This window comes from Candidatus Zixiibacteriota bacterium (assembly GCA_022865345.1).
Lineage (GTDB): Bacteria > Zixibacteria > MSB-5A5 > MSB-5A5 > RBG-16-43-9 > RBG-16-43-9.
Genome location: JALHSU010000171.1, coordinates 14,898 through 30,946 on the forward strand (window position 1 = coordinate 14,898; position 16,049 = coordinate 30,946).

A 16,049-nucleotide genomic window follows, 5' to 3' on the forward strand; every position below is an offset into this window, starting at 1 on the left:
CTGGAGGAGGAAGGTTTTATGAGGCGTTTTCTTTTTCTTGGAGTGCTTTTGATGGTGATACTTTGCCTGACAGTGCAGTCCTTTGCTCAGGTGAGTTTGTCCACAGTTCTTTTCCTGAGAATAGCCGCCGGGGCAAGAGCTGCAGGAATGGGTGAAGCTTTTGTGGCGGTAGCGGATGACGCCACAGCCACTCACTGGAACCCGGCTGGTTTAGGGCTTTATCCTTTAGCCAGCACCTGGATTGAGTATAAAGGAAAAACAGACAATCAGTTCAAAGCCCTGGCTCTTTTAAAGAATGATATTCCGGAAAGTAATTATAATAAATACGATCTTTGGGCAATCTCAGGGAGTGATCTTTATGCCTGGAAAAGCATGAAAATCAAGAGAAAATCTAAACCTGAAGACATTCTCGTTTCTCTAATCGCACCTCCAATTATCGGTATTCTAAGTTATCTTGCACCTGCATATAGCAATAAAGAGTGGAGGAATTTTGAGAGTTATACTGTATCATCTGGTGAGACAGCAGAGAGCATCGTGAGGAAGTTTACTCAGGTGCAGGACGAGACCAGGTTAAGAAAAATGCTGGATCAGGTTGCTTCGCAGAATTGCGGGGCAAATAGAGATTCACTGGAAAATCTCAAGAATAAAATCCTAACTCTTTCTCCTCAGGATTCCCCGCGCCACCAGGATTTGCAGAGGGCATTGGAAAACCTTCTTTCCGCCTGGGGGAATTTACTGGTTCAAAGAGGAGCCCTTAGCGAGTTTTTGAATCTTGCAGTCAGTTCCCTCAACGATTCGGCCTTAAACACACAGAAAGAAGAATCGCTCATCAATGCAGCCAGAAAACCAATCCTCAGATCTCTGCCTGAGAAGCTCGAGGTGCCTTACAGCCTGATTTTTATGGATTCCCTGAATTTCCTAACTTCAGATGAGAATAACCTCTGGGTAGGTGCCAACAGCGGGCTTTACAGATATGACGGAAAAGTGTGGAGAAGGTTCTCAATCCAGGACGGACTGGTCTCGGATAAAGCTTTATCCATGGCTTTTACTCCCGGAGGAACTGCCTTTGTGGGGACCGACAGCGGGGTGGTCAGGTTTGATGGCAAGAGTTTTTCCAGGATATATTTGGCCCCTGAGGTCAAAGACCAGAGGGTCACTCAGATTGTAGCAAAGAATGACAAGGAGATCTGGGCAGCTACCCCTGGGGCACTCTTAAATTTTGACGGGAACCTTTTTGTTCCTTATTTTATGTTGACGGTTAAGTCTCCGGAAGAATACGACCAGCAGATAAAACAGTATATGGAGCGTGAAGATGAGCAGAAACTGCTGCTCGCCGATAAAAGGTTTGGGGATTTAAACTACATTGGAAAAGAGCAGATAACTTCCAGTCAGCCTTTAAAAATAGAATATAATTTACCCCTCGAGGGAAAGGTGACTTGCCTGGCATTCGATAAAAAAGGCGGTCTTCTGGTAGGTACTGAAAATGGTCTTTTGAAATTCGACGAAGGGAAATGGAAAAAATACGGTTACCGGAAATATGAGGTGAAAGACGAAAAAACGGTGGAGGATGTCGCAGCAAAGTTCTTACCCTATAAGGACAATGACCGGATTGAAAATCTTTCTCTAAAGATCATGGAATATAACCATCTGCCTTCCAGGGAATTAATACCGGGCCAGGTGCTGTATGTCTATGCCAATTCCTTAGGCAGCCGCATACTCTCCATAGCCATGGTAGGGGAAAATAATCTTTTCGTGGGAACCGAATTCGGGACTTTGAGATTCGATGGCGAGACCTGGGGGAAATATTATCACTCTGACCTGGAGAAAGCACAGACTAATAGCATAATCTACAAGGATAAGGATATTTTCTTTGGTACTGATGACCAGGTTGTGATCTACGCTCATGCGAAAAGGGAACTCACCTTTATGCATGCTGCTCTTCTTCCAGAGCTGGCAGAAGATGTCAATTACGAGTATCTTTCCTACGTTCAGAATACCGAGAACTGGGGAACCCTTGGAGGGAACATAACCTTCATCTCCTATGGTGTGATTCAAAGGACTGACGAGTCCGGCAACCTTTTGGGGGAATTAAGCCCTTATGAGGCGGCATTAACTCTGTCCTACGGAACCAGAATGGGAAACAGGCTGGCTTTGGGATTGGGCGCTAAGTTCATCTACAGTCACCTTTCTGACCAGGGAGCGGGCAAAGAAAGGGGGAGCGGTACCGGCTCCTCGTTTGCCATTGACGCGGGGCTTATCTATAAAACCCCCCTCAAGAGACTGACCCTAGGTGCAGCGATTACCAATTTGGGACCAAACGTTTCCTATATCGACGTGGATCAATCTGATCCCCTTCCCAGGAACTTGGCTTTGGGATTTGCTTACAAGATTTTTGATACCCCTTATAATAAGCTAACCGCAGTAGGGGAAATAAATAAAGAGCTGGTGGATGTTGGTGGCATAGGAAATATCGTAAGCCAGGCAGTGAAGAATGTCGGCGTGGAATACTGGTATGCCAACTATGTGGCATTAAGGGCTGGGTATATCTACGATAAGGTAGGGGATATAAAAACCTCTACTTTTGGCGCGGGACTGAGGATAAGCCTTTTAAGAGTAGATTTTGCCTACGTTCCAGCAAACAAGAATGTAGCATTAGCCAATACCACCAGGATCTCAGGAACAATAAGGTTTTAAGGAAGAGGAAAAAGGATTTTGTATTCGAGTGCAAAAAAGAATAAACCGGTGAGAGGTGTCATGCTGAGCGAAGCGAAGCATCTAAAACCTAGTGGGAAGAGATTCTTCCCCTGTCTCTGGCGGGGTCAGAATGACAGGCTCGCTTTTATTCTTCTTATTTTCTCCTTCTTTTTCTCAATGGTGTCCTCATCTTATGCTGAGGAAGGCAGGGTTTTTCAAATCAAAGGGTTAAAGAGAACGCAAGAGGAGTCAAAAGAGACAAAACCAGTGCCTGAAGGATTTAAAAGCCAGGTGTCTCAGAAGAACCTGCTCGGTTTGGAAAGAACTTCAAAATTCGCGCTCCCGACTCTCAAAACGATTTCAGAATATTATGCACCGGTGGAAACTCTGAATGTCTTAGCCATCAGGGTGGAATTTCAAAAGGAAGTCCCGGATGACCCCAAGACCACCGGGGATGGTCTGTTCGACCGCAGAACCTATCAAGAGCATTATGCGCAGGATGGGAATATCATCGACCCTTCACCCCATTATAGAGGATATTTCTTGGCTCATCTTAAAGCGCTTAACAATTACTGGAATACCGTCTCAAATGGGAAATTGGTCTTGAAATACGAAGTTTATCCGCTGGAGGAAAGCCTGACCTATCAACTGCCACACACTATCTCTTACTACGGAGACACGGGCTTGCCGGATTATCCTTTTGACGGGTTAAAACGGTTTTTTGATGACTCATTTGGTCTGGCTGATTCGGTCTCACCGGAAATCGATTTTTCAAAATATAATTGCTTTGTAATTTTTCATGCCGGGTCTGACAAGCAGAGCGATCTGGGCAGTTTTGTATCGACCTACACGCCAAATGACCTTTTTACCGGATTCATCGTTACCGGCGATACGGTCAAAGTCGACAACGGGACTTACGGAGTTACCGAAGGAATGATTATGCCTGAGACCAGATCCCAGGATACCCGCATTGGAGCTTTGAATGCGGTTATGGCTCACGAATTCGGGCATCAGTTGGGTCTTCCGGATTTCTATAACACGCGTACTTTCACCACCCAGATAGGCGATTTCTCTTTAATGGATAATAACGCTATGGATGTGGGAATAGAGTTAGATTCCTGCAATAGCCCGGTCTCAGGTCTTATGCCGGTTTATCCGGATGCCTGGGGAAAAGCTTTTCTGGGGTTTACCAATCCGGTAGAGATAACAAACCAGAGTAACGTCCAGCTTAATGCCTCGGAGATTCTCAGCGATGGCGCTTTGCAGACGGTCAAGATTCCCATTAATTCTCAGGAATATTTTCTGGTGGAAAACAGGCAGATAGATATCGATGGGGAGCCGAGCTATCTTTTTGCGGATAGGTCCACGGGTGTAATTTTAGGTCCAGTCAGGTTGCAAGACACCCTGAAAGTTGCCAATCGGGAATACGATTATCTCTTGCCCGGCTCAGGGATTTTGATCTGGCATATCGATGAAGGTGTGGCTTATTTGGACGTTGATAATAATGGGTTTAATAACTTCGACGATAACAAACTGCAGTGGGATAAGGATCGCAGGTTCATAACTCTGGAAGAGGCAGATGGGTTCATTGATTTCGGTGGGAATTATTATACGGGCTACGGCTCGCAGGAGGACATGTATTATTTGGGGAATAACTCAAATTTCACACCATATAGTTTTCCCTCAAGCCGTTCAAATGATCGTTCAGAGACCCACATATATGTAACCAATATTGGGCCAATCAGAACGGTAATGAGCTTTAATGTGAAAAATGACATTTCCCTTGCGGGCTGGCCTCAGAGGATTATATCAAGCTCTGGCAACAGCTCCCTGGTTTACGGGGATTTAGATGGTAATGGTAAAGAAGAAGTATTGACTGCATCCGGTAAGTATATCTTCGCCTGGAAAACCGATGGCTCAAAGTTTATTCCCAATTCGGATGTAATCGCAATCTTAGGTCTGGATGGAAAGTACACTTATGAGCCTTTAGCGATTTTTGCAGAAGCAGATATAACGATTTTCGGCACACCTTCTCTGGGAGATTTAGATGGAGATGGTAAATTAGAAGTAGTGGCTGGGACATTAAGCGGTAATCTCTATATTTGGCACGCTACTGATTTAGATTCAGACGGAAGAGCTGATTATTTTATGCGTATTCAAGTAGGTAATAAAATTTCAATGACACCAGTAATAGCAGATTTAAACTCAGGGGTTCTTGGTCCTGAGGTTTTTGCGGGAGCTGAAGATGGGAAATGGATGATGCTTTCTTTTGCTGATTCTGTAATATTCATCTCAAACGGGGATTACCATGAATCAGTCAATGGACTGACTACCACCTATATTGACAGCGTGGGACTGGTACTTACTGATAATAACCAGAGAGGCTGTTTAAGAAGAACAGACGATAGCAGTTGCATAGCACAAATCTCTTCTACTGGCAATTTCCCTCCGGTGGTTGGAGATCTAAATCGGGATAACAAATTGGAGGTGGTGGTTTTATCAGGTGACGGGAAAATCTACGCCTGGGACTTAGCGGGTCATCTTTTGAGTGGATTCCCGGTTCTGGTTGGTGACATAAAATCAGCACCGGTTTTAGGGGATATTGATGGTGATGGTTATCTGGAAATCATCTTCTGCGGGGATAACGAAATTTATGCTTATAACTACAACGGGATTATTTCCACCAATTTCCCGGTGGTTCTGGATAGAGCCGGAACAGTGGGTCCGATCTATTCAGCCCCGATCCTGGGAGACCTGGATGGAGATGGTAAGGCGGAAATCCTGGTCGGGCTGGGTAACGGTCAGGTGGCTGCCTTTCACGGCGATGGTTCCAGGTTCACCAGCTTTCCCTTAGCTTTGAGCAGTAGCATCATTACCTCCGGCATCATCCTGAACGATTCCGTTCAGATGTCCGGCGGGAACATAATCTATATGAAAAGAGACCTTTTCTTCAAGACAGAAGATGGTCTGGTGTACGGCTTCTCGATGGATGTCAGAAATCGTGACGGACAGGAGAAGACTCCCTGGCTGATGTACGGTTATAATGCAGGGCATACCAATAGCGTGCCTTCAGATTTACTTCCAGTTGTTCCGGTATATGCGGACCTGATGCCGGATAAATCAGTTTATAATTACCCTAATCCGGCAAAGGATGAGACTACCATCAGATATTTTTTGAGCAGGGACGCTCAGGTTGATATAAAGATTTATGACCTTTCAGGAGATCTGGTAGCTCAGGCAAGCCAGTCCGGCAAAGCCAATACCGAGAATGAATATAAATGGGATTGCTCAAAATATGCCAGCGGCGTTTATCTCTGCCGGGTAGAGGCAAAATCTGATGGGGGAAAGAACGTGGCTTTTTGTAAAGTTGCGTTAATAAAATGAAATGTAGCGGAGGTCTTCAGACCTCCAACGTAGCGTCGGGCTTTATGCCCGACGTAAAAAAAATCGTCAGGGATAAACCCTGACGCTACGAAAACGAGCGAAATGTAGCGGAGGTCTTCAGACCTCCAGGGTTGTGGTGGGCACAAAGACGGAGAAAGATTGGAAGGCTGAAGCCTTCCGCTACACAAAAAAGAAAGTTCAATGGTTCAAAATCCGTAGCGCGACCCTTTCAGGGTCGCATTGCGAGGCTGAAAGCCTCGCGCTACATAAAAAATAAAAAAAAATCAAAGGTTCAAAAGTTCAATGATAAAAGAGAAACAAACAGCCAAAAGCGAAGAGCGAACAGCAAACAGCGAATATAAAGGAGGTAAGGTGAGTTATAAGAGATTCAAGATAACGGGGTTGGTGTTGATGGTTATGATTTTGTTCTTTTCCTGGGCAAAAGCTGAGACTTTAGTTACCAAAGAGGAAACTGCACCTTCCATTAATGGTTATTTCAACCAGATGAATTACCAGAGCTCTCAGCAGCTCTACAGTTTAACCCAGACTGATTCTGCTGGCATGCAAAAATTGAACATGGACGTGTACCAGTTCAAAAGCAAATCCACCAAAAGAGGTTTTCTCTATTCTCTGGTCGTTCCGGGTGCGGGTGAATTTTATGCCGGCTCAAAGATTAAAGCAGTCTTATTCTTTGGCTTGGAAGCAGGTTTCTGGACCGGATATTTTAGCTATCACAAGAAAGGAAAAAATAAGGAGAAAGAATTCCTGAATTTTGCAGATGCGCACTGGAATATAGAAGCTTACAGTGACTCCCTGGTCAGCTATTATGGACTAAAGTATGATACCTTTCCGGGATTTGAACACATAGTAGTAGATACACCTGGCGTATATTTCCATAGCGAGGGTGACTCAATTGTACTAAGCCACTCGCTTCATCCAGTGGCAGGTCAGCCGGTTGACAGAAACCAGCAGTATTATGAAGAGGTTGGAAAGTATGACCAGTTCCGTTTTGGCTGGGACGATTTCACCGGAGCTTTGTCAACTTTTAACCGGGACATGTATCTGAATATGAGGCATGATTCTAACTCTCTGCTTGACAAAGCTAATCGTTTTGTTATGTTTTCTTTAGCGAATCATCTGCTTTCGGCTTTTGATGCGGCTATCGCGGTCCGTCATTACAACCGAAAAGGAGAAAAGTTCTCGCAGATAGATATGAAAATCAGGCTGACTGAATACAACGGGGATGAGATTATACCCAAATTTTCGGTGAGCACTAAATTTTAAACCAAAAAATGAGGATGATTAAAAGACTTTTTAGGAATATCTGGATCTTTGCTCTTCTCTTTAACCTGGCTCTGGTTACTTCGAGTTCGGGTCAGGAGAAGGAAAACGCAGAGACAGGACACAGCTCTGTCCTGGTTCCTCCAAAACCGATTTTTACGCCTCAATCCTCAATAATCCTGGATGGACAGAAATTAAAGCAGAACAGGCAAATAAATCCTTCGTTCGAAGATGAATTCCAGAAGCCGAGTGGAAGAAAATCGACTACCAAGGCGATGCTTCTGTCTCTGCTGTTGCCCGGCGCAGGTGAACTCTATGCTGGAAACAAAACTGGCTCGCAGATATTCCTGGGGTTGGAAGGGTCTATCTGGGCTGGCTTTTTCGCCTTCAGAACGTACGGTTCCTGGAAGAAAAACGATTATAAGGGTTATGCCGCTTTGCACGCCGGTGTGAATTTGGATAGTAAAACGGATGATTACTTTGAGAATATAACCTATTACGATACCCGGGATCAGTATAATCAATTTGCCAGGTTATATCACGGGGCTGATGCTACGATCTACCCGGAAAACGATTTCTGGAACTGGAACTGGAATTCTCAGGATTCCAAAGGTCGTTTCCGTGATCTGCGCAACCAGAGCAAAACAGCATACCGAAGGGCATTATTTATGGTAGGCTTAGCTGCTGTCAACCGTATAGTCAGCGTGCTGGATGCAGCCAGAAGCGTGAAGAAGTTCAACCGCAAGCTGAGCTCGGAATTCTCCTCGATTAATCCCACGGACCTAAGATTCAGTCTGGATGCCAATCCTTTCAGCAAAAATCCTCATTATTACTTCAAAGTAAAGAAAAGGTTTTAACATTTTCTCTGAAACAATCCGCAAGACCCTGACATGGGCTCACCGGAGCGGAAAATGAAAAGAATGACTTTGAAAAGTTTCCTTCAAGGGTTCTCGCTTTTCGTCTTCTTGGTCCTAATGGGTGGCTGTGCCTCAGCTCCCTCCTGGCAGGGAGATGGTGGAGGAACATCGCGACCCGCTCTTACGCAAGTAGTCCCAGTGAAGATCATAGGCGAAGAAGAGTCAGGTTCAGCCCGGCTCAACCGACCCACGGGAATAGCTATTGATCAGGTTGGGAACCTTTACATTGTCGACTCCGGGAATAATCGGATAGTCAAGTGCAGCCAGAGAGGCGAGTTCTCAAAAGAGACCGGCGGGTTTGGGTGGGATAACGGGGAGTTCAACCTGCCCGGCTATGTCAATCTGGACAACGGGCTATCCCTTTACATCACCGACACCCAGAATAGGAGAATTCAGAGATTTGACAACTTCCTGAATTTTATCCAACTGGTCGGTTCCACCATTAAAGAACAACCATTTGCCAATAGCCAGCTTGAGGGCGTGGCAGTCTCCAGAAACGGTGAGGTCTACATAGCCGATTCTGGAAACGACTGTGTCTGGAAGCTGAATAACCAGTTCAACTCCGCGGAGAAATTGGGCGGGTTTGAGTCAGGCACTGGAGCATTGGTCGATCCTAAGGGTTTAGCTATAGATGACAGAGGGTATCTCTATGTGGCTGATTCCGGCAATGATCGGATAGCGGTATTTGACCTGTTCGGGAATTTTGCCAGATCCCTTGGAAAAGGAGATCTTAACAGACCCTCTGGAGTGGATGTTTCGAGCAACGGAGTAGTCTACGTCGCAAATACTTATGAAGATGATATAGTGGCATTAGATGGAAACGGAATGCTGCTTTTTAAGTTCGGTAAAACCGGTGACAGGGAAGGTGAGTTCTCCAGACCTACGGATTTGAAGGTCTATGAAGGAAGAACCATTTACGTGGTCGATTCCGGCAATAACCGGGTTCAACAATTAGAGTTGGTAGAATAAGAGATTTTTTTCGTAGCGCGACCCTTTCAGTGCCGCAGAAAAACGTAGAGACAGAGGGAAGATTGAAAAACTTTTCCCTAACCCTGTCCTCAAAAAGGAGAGGGAATATATTACCCTCCCCTATAGGGGAGGGAAGGGAGGGGTCAACGAAATGTTGTCGTCGTCTCAGAACGATAAGGGCATAAAGGTGCTCGTCGGGTCTCCTGACCCGACGAAAAGATCAAGATGAAATGCGTTTTAAGAAAAAAATCCGTTTTATTTCTTATTCCTCTGCTGATCTTGCTCTGGTCCTCAAGCCTTCAAAGCCAGACCATAGGCACAAAAACAGAACTCACCTTAAAAGGGGATGGATCATCTGGCCCCTATGTTATTTCCCAAAAATATATTCTCACCCATACTGAAAAAGTTCAAAAAGACACTCTGCTTTTGGAAAAAGACAAAGATTACCTTATCGATTATAATAAAGGGCTTCTCTGGCTCACCCGGCCTTTGGGCAAAGATGACTCTCTGCGCCTGAGCTTTGAAGAGTTTTCATCCGGTATCAAGAAAAGGTATTTTCACCGGGAGCTTTCTTTTTCCCAGGAGGCTTTCTCTTTGAATTCCTCAGCTTTGAACAATTCGACTTCTAATTCTTCAAATGTGAACCTGTCCACAAAAGAGGTCTCCAGCATTTTCACCAGTCCCTTGTCTCAGATATCCGGTGACAAACCATTTTCATCTAACCTTCAGATTTCAGGAAGCAAAAGTTTCTCCTTTGACCTGGGTAACGTCGAGTCTTTTTCTCTGTCCCAGGGTCTGAACCTTACACTTTCAGGCAATTTGACCAAAGAGGTTAAAGTCTTAGCCCTGATTTCTGACCAGGGAAGAGGAGGGACCCCGGATGGCACTACCAAGAGATTGGAAGAGTTAGATAAGGTCTTGATGCAGGTCAACTCTCCTAATTTCAATGGCTATTTGGGAGACCAGTATCTTTCCTTTGACGGGAATCTTTCAGGGAGATATGATAAGAAATTGGAAGGGATATCTGCTGAGGGTAAATTCAATGAAAACAGCATTTCTGCCTCCTATGCTTCTTCCAAAGGTAAATATTATCTTAACAGCTTCACGGGAGTGGAGGGTAAGCAGGGTCCATATTACCTGAAAGGTGAAAATGGACAGAGAGGAATACAGATACTTCCAGGCACAGAGAAGGTCTATCTGGACGGAAACCTTCTTTCCAGAGGCTCGGAAAACGATTACACTATAGATTATTCCAGAGGAGTGCTCAACTTCTCATCTTCCCGTCTGGTCACGAGCGATTCCAGGATAAAAGTCGAGTTTGAATATTCTGACCAGAGTTATGAAAGAAGTTTCTATGACACCAGAGGGGAGTGGAGATTTTTGGACGGGAAAATGAAGCTCAAGGGGCTTTTCATAAACGAAAGGGATGACAAAAACAACCCTTTATCTTATGCTTTTTCATCTCAGGATAAGGAGATACTGAAAAATTCAGGCGAGGACCAAACCAAAGCTCTCAAAGATGGTGCTCAGTTTGTCGGCTCAGGCAAGGGAGATTATAACCTTTTGACTGATTCCGCAGGCAGTTCATATTACCAGTATGCAGGAAAGGATAGCAGTTCTTATCAGGTCAACTTCAGCTGGGTAGGTAGTTCACAAGGGAGCTACATCTATACCGGGGCAGGAATATTCAAATACGTCTCTTTAGGAAAAGGCGACTACCTGCCAGTGGTATTTTTGCCCTTGCCTTCGAGCCATTCGGTGGTCGATCTCGATATGGGTCTGGATATTCTTCCAGGACTATCTTCGGAGATAGGCTGGGGGCTGAGCAAAAAAGACTTGAATTTATTCTCCTCAACAGGTAACGCGGATAACTCCGGTAATGCCTTCCTCTTCAAAACAGGATTTGAAAAACAGAACTTAGAGCTGTTTGGTCATAACCTGTCTAAATTGAAGTTTGAAGGTTTATATAGAAATCTGGGGGAGAATTTCTCTCCTTTTGGCAGGACGGATGAGATAGAAAAAGACCGGGTCTGGGGTCTTTTTGACGACTCCCAAAAAGGGACAGAGAAGGTTATGAGATTCAAGTCATTTTTTGCACCGGTTGAGAACCTGTCTCTGAATATGGATTTGGGGTCTCTGAATAAAGGAGATTTTTTCCAGTCGAAACGTAACGGTTTCGGCATTACCCTTCGGCCTTTCAAGAGCGTTGAGGCTAAAGCTTCATCCGAGGATATCAAAAGCTCACAAAAAGGAGTTGCGTCAACCCAGGCAGGAGCCTGGCAGAGAAGGAATCTCTCTCTGGCTCATCATTGGAAAAAGCTTTCCACCCAGTTATCCTGGAATGCGGAAAAACAGGAGCTTGATACTGCGGGTTCACTCTTGCCGAACAGAAAATATGATGAGCTAACCGGAAGCATAAGGCTGGAATCCGGTAGTTTATGGAGCTTATCTTCTCAGCTTATCTATCACGATGAAGAAAGAAAAAAAGTTTTCTGGGAACGTGAGTATACTTCTTATACCTGGCAGAATCAAGTATCCTTGAGAAACTATAAGGAGGTTTTATCAACTGATTTAGAGTATATCTACCGGGCAAGGAATATCAAGACCGGAATGAAGGAGAGGGGGAATGTTGGAGCGCTAAAGTTGGATTATAATCCGAAGAGCCAGGTTCTGGTTCTGAACCTGTATTATTCAGTTAATCAATTGGGTGCGGAAAAAAGCGTGGATAACTATATTGACGTGGGGAGTGGAAGAGGGCAGTACCGGTATGAAAATGGCGAATATATCCCTGACCCTGAAGGAAACTACATCCTGCAAAAGGAGACGCTGGACGAGTATGTTCCGGGAAAGCAGTTAGACAAAAGCTTCAGAGCTATCTTTTATCCGGGCAAGCTTTTCCCGAAATCAAGGCCCCTGAAGCAGTTCTATACCGACACTTTTGTCAGGTTTTCCAATCTCATCTCAGGTCCGGTTTCCTGGGCCGGCTTTATTCTGAATCCTTTTGACAAGGGCGGTGCTGACGGAACGCTTCTTAGAGATTTTTCTTTAAAGCAGGATTTTTACTTTTTTACCTCCTCGCCTTTTAACCTGAGGCTGAGATGGGCTTCTGATGACCGGGAAAATAACCTTCTGGTCTATGGAAAGGATCAGGATAAAAGAACCAGCCAGTCTGCTCTTTTACGTTACCGTTTATCCCCCAAAAACCTTCTGGAATCTGAGGTCACTAAAGAGAAAAGGGAAAGACAGAATACAGCCTTCAATTTGCTTTCAATCAACGGGAAAAGGGTGAGGGTAGATTTTACCAGAAGAGAGAAAAACTCCTTAGAGATGACTTTATCCAGCAAATTATTGAGGGAAGACGAGGAAGAATCCGGGCTTAAGGTAAACCTGTTTGAATTAACGCCAAAAGTCTCATTTTCTTTAATAGGACAGGGGAGACTGCACTCGGAAATAAGCTGGATTCGGGTCAAATTTTCGCCTGTCGATAAGGTATTACCCTGGGAGATGGCAGAGGGCAGAAAGCCGGGGGACAATTTTGTCTGGGCTTTAATTTTCGATTACAGACTGAGCCAGGCCCTTTCAGCCACGCTCAACTATTCGGGTTTAAAAGAGCCGATAAGAGGCACAAAACATTATGGAAAATTTGAAGTCAAAGCCTATTTCTAAAATGAAAATACATTTCGTTTTTATTACCCTGCTCGGGTGTTTGCTGCTGGCTTTCAATCAGGTGAATTCCACTGAATTGAAACAAAAGATAAAAGATATTAAAATTAGCGGGAATCAGTACTTTGATGCGAAAGCTGTTTACACCTGCATGAGGCTAAAGCCGAACAGTTATTATTCAGACGAGCTTCTGGAAAAAAGCACTGATGCGATTTTGAACTTATATGAGGAGAGCGGTTTTCCATTCTGCCAGATAGATCTGGAAGATTTCAATCACAGTCTAAGTTTACCTGACTCCACTAACTGGCTATCCTTCAAGCTGAGGATAACAGAAGGACCAAGGGTAAGGATCGGGCAGATTGAGTTTGACGGGAATAAAGCGACTAAAGAAAAAATCCTGAAAAGGATATTAGATATAGACAGTTCGGCTTATTTTTCTCAGAGGAAGCTTGAATCCGGCTTATCAGCTCTCAGGCGGGCATCCTTTATAAAAACGGTTAAAAGCGCCCAGCTTGTGCCAGAGCCTGATCCATCCTGGTCAGCTTTGAAAATAGAGCTGGAGGAAAAAAGACAAAACAGTTTCCTGGGCGTTTTAGGATATGTTCCCAGAGCCCAGAGCGGCACTGGATATTTCAGCGGGGCGTTAAATTTCGTTTTCGACAATATCTTCGGCACAGGGAGAAAAGGGGAGATAAGCTGGACCAAGAAGGATCCTTATTCTTTTGACCTTTTCTTTTCCTTCAGGGAGCCGTACCTTTTGAACCTGCCGTTATCCGTACAGTTGGATTTGAGACAGATAGACTATGATTCCAGCTATCTTAAGTTAGACTTAAACACGCGCTTCAATTATTCTGCTTCAGAGAAAATCCTGCTTGGATTTTCCACTGGATGGGAGAAGGTGACAGCAGATGAGAGGCTGAAGAGCATTTTACCATCCAGCCGGAAATACAAATTCGGGATGAAATTCAGCCTGGATTTATTGGATGCTCCCAATAACCCAAGAAAAGGAATTTATGACCAGGCTGAGATAATCTACGGCAGGAAAAATTACTATTTCACACAGGATTTGAATCCGGATCGAGGGTCATCCAATGAGGCAAGGATTTTGCTGGATTTAGATAGTTTTCTTCCGGTTTACAAAGAGCAGGTAGTGGCATTGGGTCTGCATCTGCGGGATATCCAAAGCTCCGAGAAAAAAATTCCGATCTCGGATCAGTTCTCTTTGGGAGGCTTAAATTCGCTTCGGGGTTACAGGGAACAAGAGTTTTCCGGGGATAAGCTTTTCTGGTCAAACTTAGAATACAGGCTGATATTGAGTCCGGAATCAAGGGCTTATCTTTTCTGGGATTTCGGTTACTTCAGCCGCATAGTCGAAAACCCTGCTACCGGTTCCGTGACCAAGCTCTCAGGCAGCAGGTCTGGATTCGGTTTAGGACTGAAAGTCGATACAAAGTTGGGAGCCTACGAAGTCGATTACGCACTTGGAGAAAAGGACAGTTTCTCACAGGGGAAAATCCACTTCGGGATTTCCAACCGGTTTTAAAAGATGAGATTTAAGCCGTATTTCAAACTGACCCGTTTTCAAAATAACCTGATTACTTTTATCTCAGTGCTAATGGGAGGGTTCATAGGCGGAGTATCCTCCTGGGGGAAGCTGCTCTTATCTGCCCTTTCTGCTGCACTCATCTCCGCAGGCGGGTACGTTTTAAATGACTATTTCGATCTGGAAATAGATAAAATCAACCGCCCACTGCGTATTTTGCCCGGAGGCGATTTGTCCCCAAAGAAAGCACTTATCTTTTCGATCTCCCTTTTTCTAATGGGCTTTATTCTGAGCTTTTTCCTGAAGCCCGTTTCCATAGGCATAGCTTTAGTCGCGATAATTTTCCTTTTCCTTTACAGCGCTAGATTTAAGCGTGAGTTTCTTATCGGGAACGTGACAGTAAGTATTATCTCGGCTTTGGCTTTCATATATGGCGGGGTTTTCTCCAAAAATCCTGAGATCTCGCTAATCCCGGCAATCCTGGCATTTCTTTTTCACCTGGGCAGGGAATTGATTAAGGATATGGAAGATGTAGAAGGAGACCAAGCATTAAGGTCTGAGACTTTTCCGATTGCTTATGGAATGAGAAATTCTCAATTCTTAGCCTCTGCAATTTTCCTGGTTTTAATAATCCTGACTATTTTCCCCTATAAGCTGAAAATATTTTCTATTTATTACCTCATTCTGGTTTTGATGGTGGATTTTGTGCTTTTTTATATCATCCTCTCCCTTTGGAATAATCCCTCAAGGGAAAATTTAGGCTCTTTAAGCCGGCTTTTGAAATTCGAGATGCTTCTGGGTCTTCTGGCGATTTTCGCCGGCAGTTTTTAATTGATTTTTTTGGACACGTAGCGTCGGGCTTCACGCCCGACGAGAAACCTGAAAGTAAAATGTAGAGGAAGGCCGTTCCTATGGATCCAAATTCGGACAAGGTCTTGTCCACAGGATCCTGGCGAAGACTTTAGCCTTCCATCTTTGTCGCTTCCCCATCCCCTGGAGGTCTGAAGACCTCCGCTACATTTCTTAAAATGCTTGATAAATCAAGCAACTACGATGACGGCTGCAGGGGTTCGATTTATCGAACCTGGTTATACTCTTTTTTAGTTGTGTTTGGAATAAATTAAGCGTATATTATTTGAAAGATTAATAACCCGGCTTTGATCTGACTTAAAACCGGATTAAAGAATATTAAGGAGGAAAAAAATGCTTGGTGGAATTGGAGCCCAGGAACTTCTCTTAATCCTTTTAGTCCTATTGCTCTTATTCGGTGCAAAGAAAATACCGGAAATTGCCAAAGGATTAGGCAAGAGCGTGAGCGAGTTTAAAAAGGGGATGCGGGAGCTGGAGAATGAGGTGAAGAAGGAGGAGCCAACTCCTGAGGATAAGAAAAAGTTAGCTGGCTAAAAAACCGGTTCATATTTTTGTCTTTGAATGATTTTTTGTCTGAAAAGGGAATTTCGTAGCGTCCGGGTTTATCCCGGACGTTTTTTTAATTCTTTTAGTTGCGGAAGGCCGTTCCTATGGATCCAAATTCGGACAAGGTCTTATCCGCAGGATCCTGGCGAAGACTTCAGCCTTCCATTTTTTGTTCTTAGCAA

Annotated in this window: 9 protein-coding genes; all 9 read left to right on the top strand. The window is 44.4% G+C overall.

Features of this window, described 5'->3' with window-relative positions:
* Positions 1-18: 18 nt before the first annotated feature.
* The 9 genes from MUP17_08390 to MUP17_08430 all read left to right on the top strand — a co-directional run bounded on the left by MUP17_08390 (position 19) and on the right by MUP17_08430 (position 15,855).
* Positions 19-2,694 (top strand): PorV/PorQ family protein, encoded by a 2,676-nt coding sequence (locus tag MUP17_08390; GenBank protein ID MCJ7458995.1) that lies wholly within the window; start codon positions 19-21, stop codon positions 2,692-2,694.
* 267 nt (positions 2,695-2,961) lie between these two features.
* Positions 2,962-6,078: an FG-GAP-like repeat-containing protein gene (locus tag MUP17_08395; GenBank protein ID MCJ7458996.1), complete on the top strand. Its 3,117-nt coding sequence runs from the start codon at positions 2,962-2,964 to the stop codon at positions 6,076-6,078.
* A gap of 372 nt (positions 6,079-6,450) precedes the next feature.
* Positions 6,451-7,362: a hypothetical protein gene (locus MUP17_08400; GenBank protein ID MCJ7458997.1), complete on the top strand. Its 912-nt coding sequence runs from the start codon at positions 6,451-6,453 to the stop codon at positions 7,360-7,362.
* Between the two features lie 14 nt (positions 7,363-7,376).
* Positions 7,377-8,216, top strand: a complete 840-nt coding sequence (locus MUP17_08405) for a hypothetical protein (GenBank protein MCJ7458998.1) — start codon at positions 7,377-7,379, stop codon at positions 8,214-8,216.
* A 54-nt stretch (positions 8,217-8,270) separates the two neighbouring features.
* Positions 8,271-9,245: an NHL repeat-containing protein gene (locus MUP17_08410; protein MCJ7458999.1), complete on the top strand. Its 975-nt coding sequence runs from the start codon at positions 8,271-8,273 to the stop codon at positions 9,243-9,245.
* A gap of 225 nt (positions 9,246-9,470) precedes the next feature.
* Positions 9,471-12,911 carry a hypothetical protein gene (locus MUP17_08415; GenBank protein MCJ7459000.1) on the top strand — a complete coding sequence of 1,147 codons (3,441 nt, stop codon included), beginning with the start codon at positions 9,471-9,473 and terminating at the stop codon, positions 12,909-12,911.
* The gene (locus MUP17_08420; protein ID MCJ7459001.1) at positions 12,880-14,451 is read left to right on the top strand and encodes a BamA/TamA family outer membrane protein; all 1,572 of its coding nucleotides are present in this window, start codon (positions 12,880-12,882) and stop codon (positions 14,449-14,451) included. The genes MUP17_08415 and MUP17_08420 overlap by 32 nt, the downstream gene beginning before the upstream one ends.
* Positions 14,452-14,454: 3 nt before the next feature.
* Positions 14,455-15,282, top strand: coding sequence for a UbiA family prenyltransferase (locus tag MUP17_08425; protein MCJ7459002.1), 828 nt, complete (start codon positions 14,455-14,457; stop codon positions 15,280-15,282).
* Between the two features lie 372 nt (positions 15,283-15,654).
* A complete protein-coding gene (locus tag MUP17_08430) occupies positions 15,655-15,855 on the top strand; it encodes a twin-arginine translocase TatA/TatE family subunit (GenBank protein MCJ7459003.1) in 201 nt (66 codons plus the stop codon).
* Positions 15,856-16,049: the final 194 nt, after the last annotated feature.

Coding starts and splice junctions, on each gene's coding strand:
- MUP17_08390 (MCJ7458995.1), top strand. CDS start 19: ATGAGGCGTTTTCTTTTTCTTGGAGTGCTTTTGATGGTGATACTTTGC.
- MUP17_08405 (MCJ7458998.1), top strand. CDS start 7,377: ATGATTAAAAGACTTTTTAGGAATATCTGGATCTTTGCTCTTCTCTTT.
- MUP17_08410 (MCJ7458999.1), top strand. CDS start 8,271: ATGAAAAGAATGACTTTGAAAAGTTTCCTTCAAGGGTTCTCGCTTTTC.
- MUP17_08415 (MCJ7459000.1), top strand. CDS start 9,471: ATGAAATGCGTTTTAAGAAAAAAATCCGTTTTATTTCTTATTCCTCTG.
- MUP17_08420 (MCJ7459001.1), top strand. CDS start 12,880: ATGGAAAATTTGAAGTCAAAGCCTATTTCTAAAATGAAAATACATTTC.
- MUP17_08425 (MCJ7459002.1), top strand. CDS start 14,455: ATGAGATTTAAGCCGTATTTCAAACTGACCCGTTTTCAAAATAACCTG.
- MUP17_08430 (MCJ7459003.1), top strand. CDS start 15,655: ATGCTTGGTGGAATTGGAGCCCAGGAACTTCTCTTAATCCTTTTAGTC.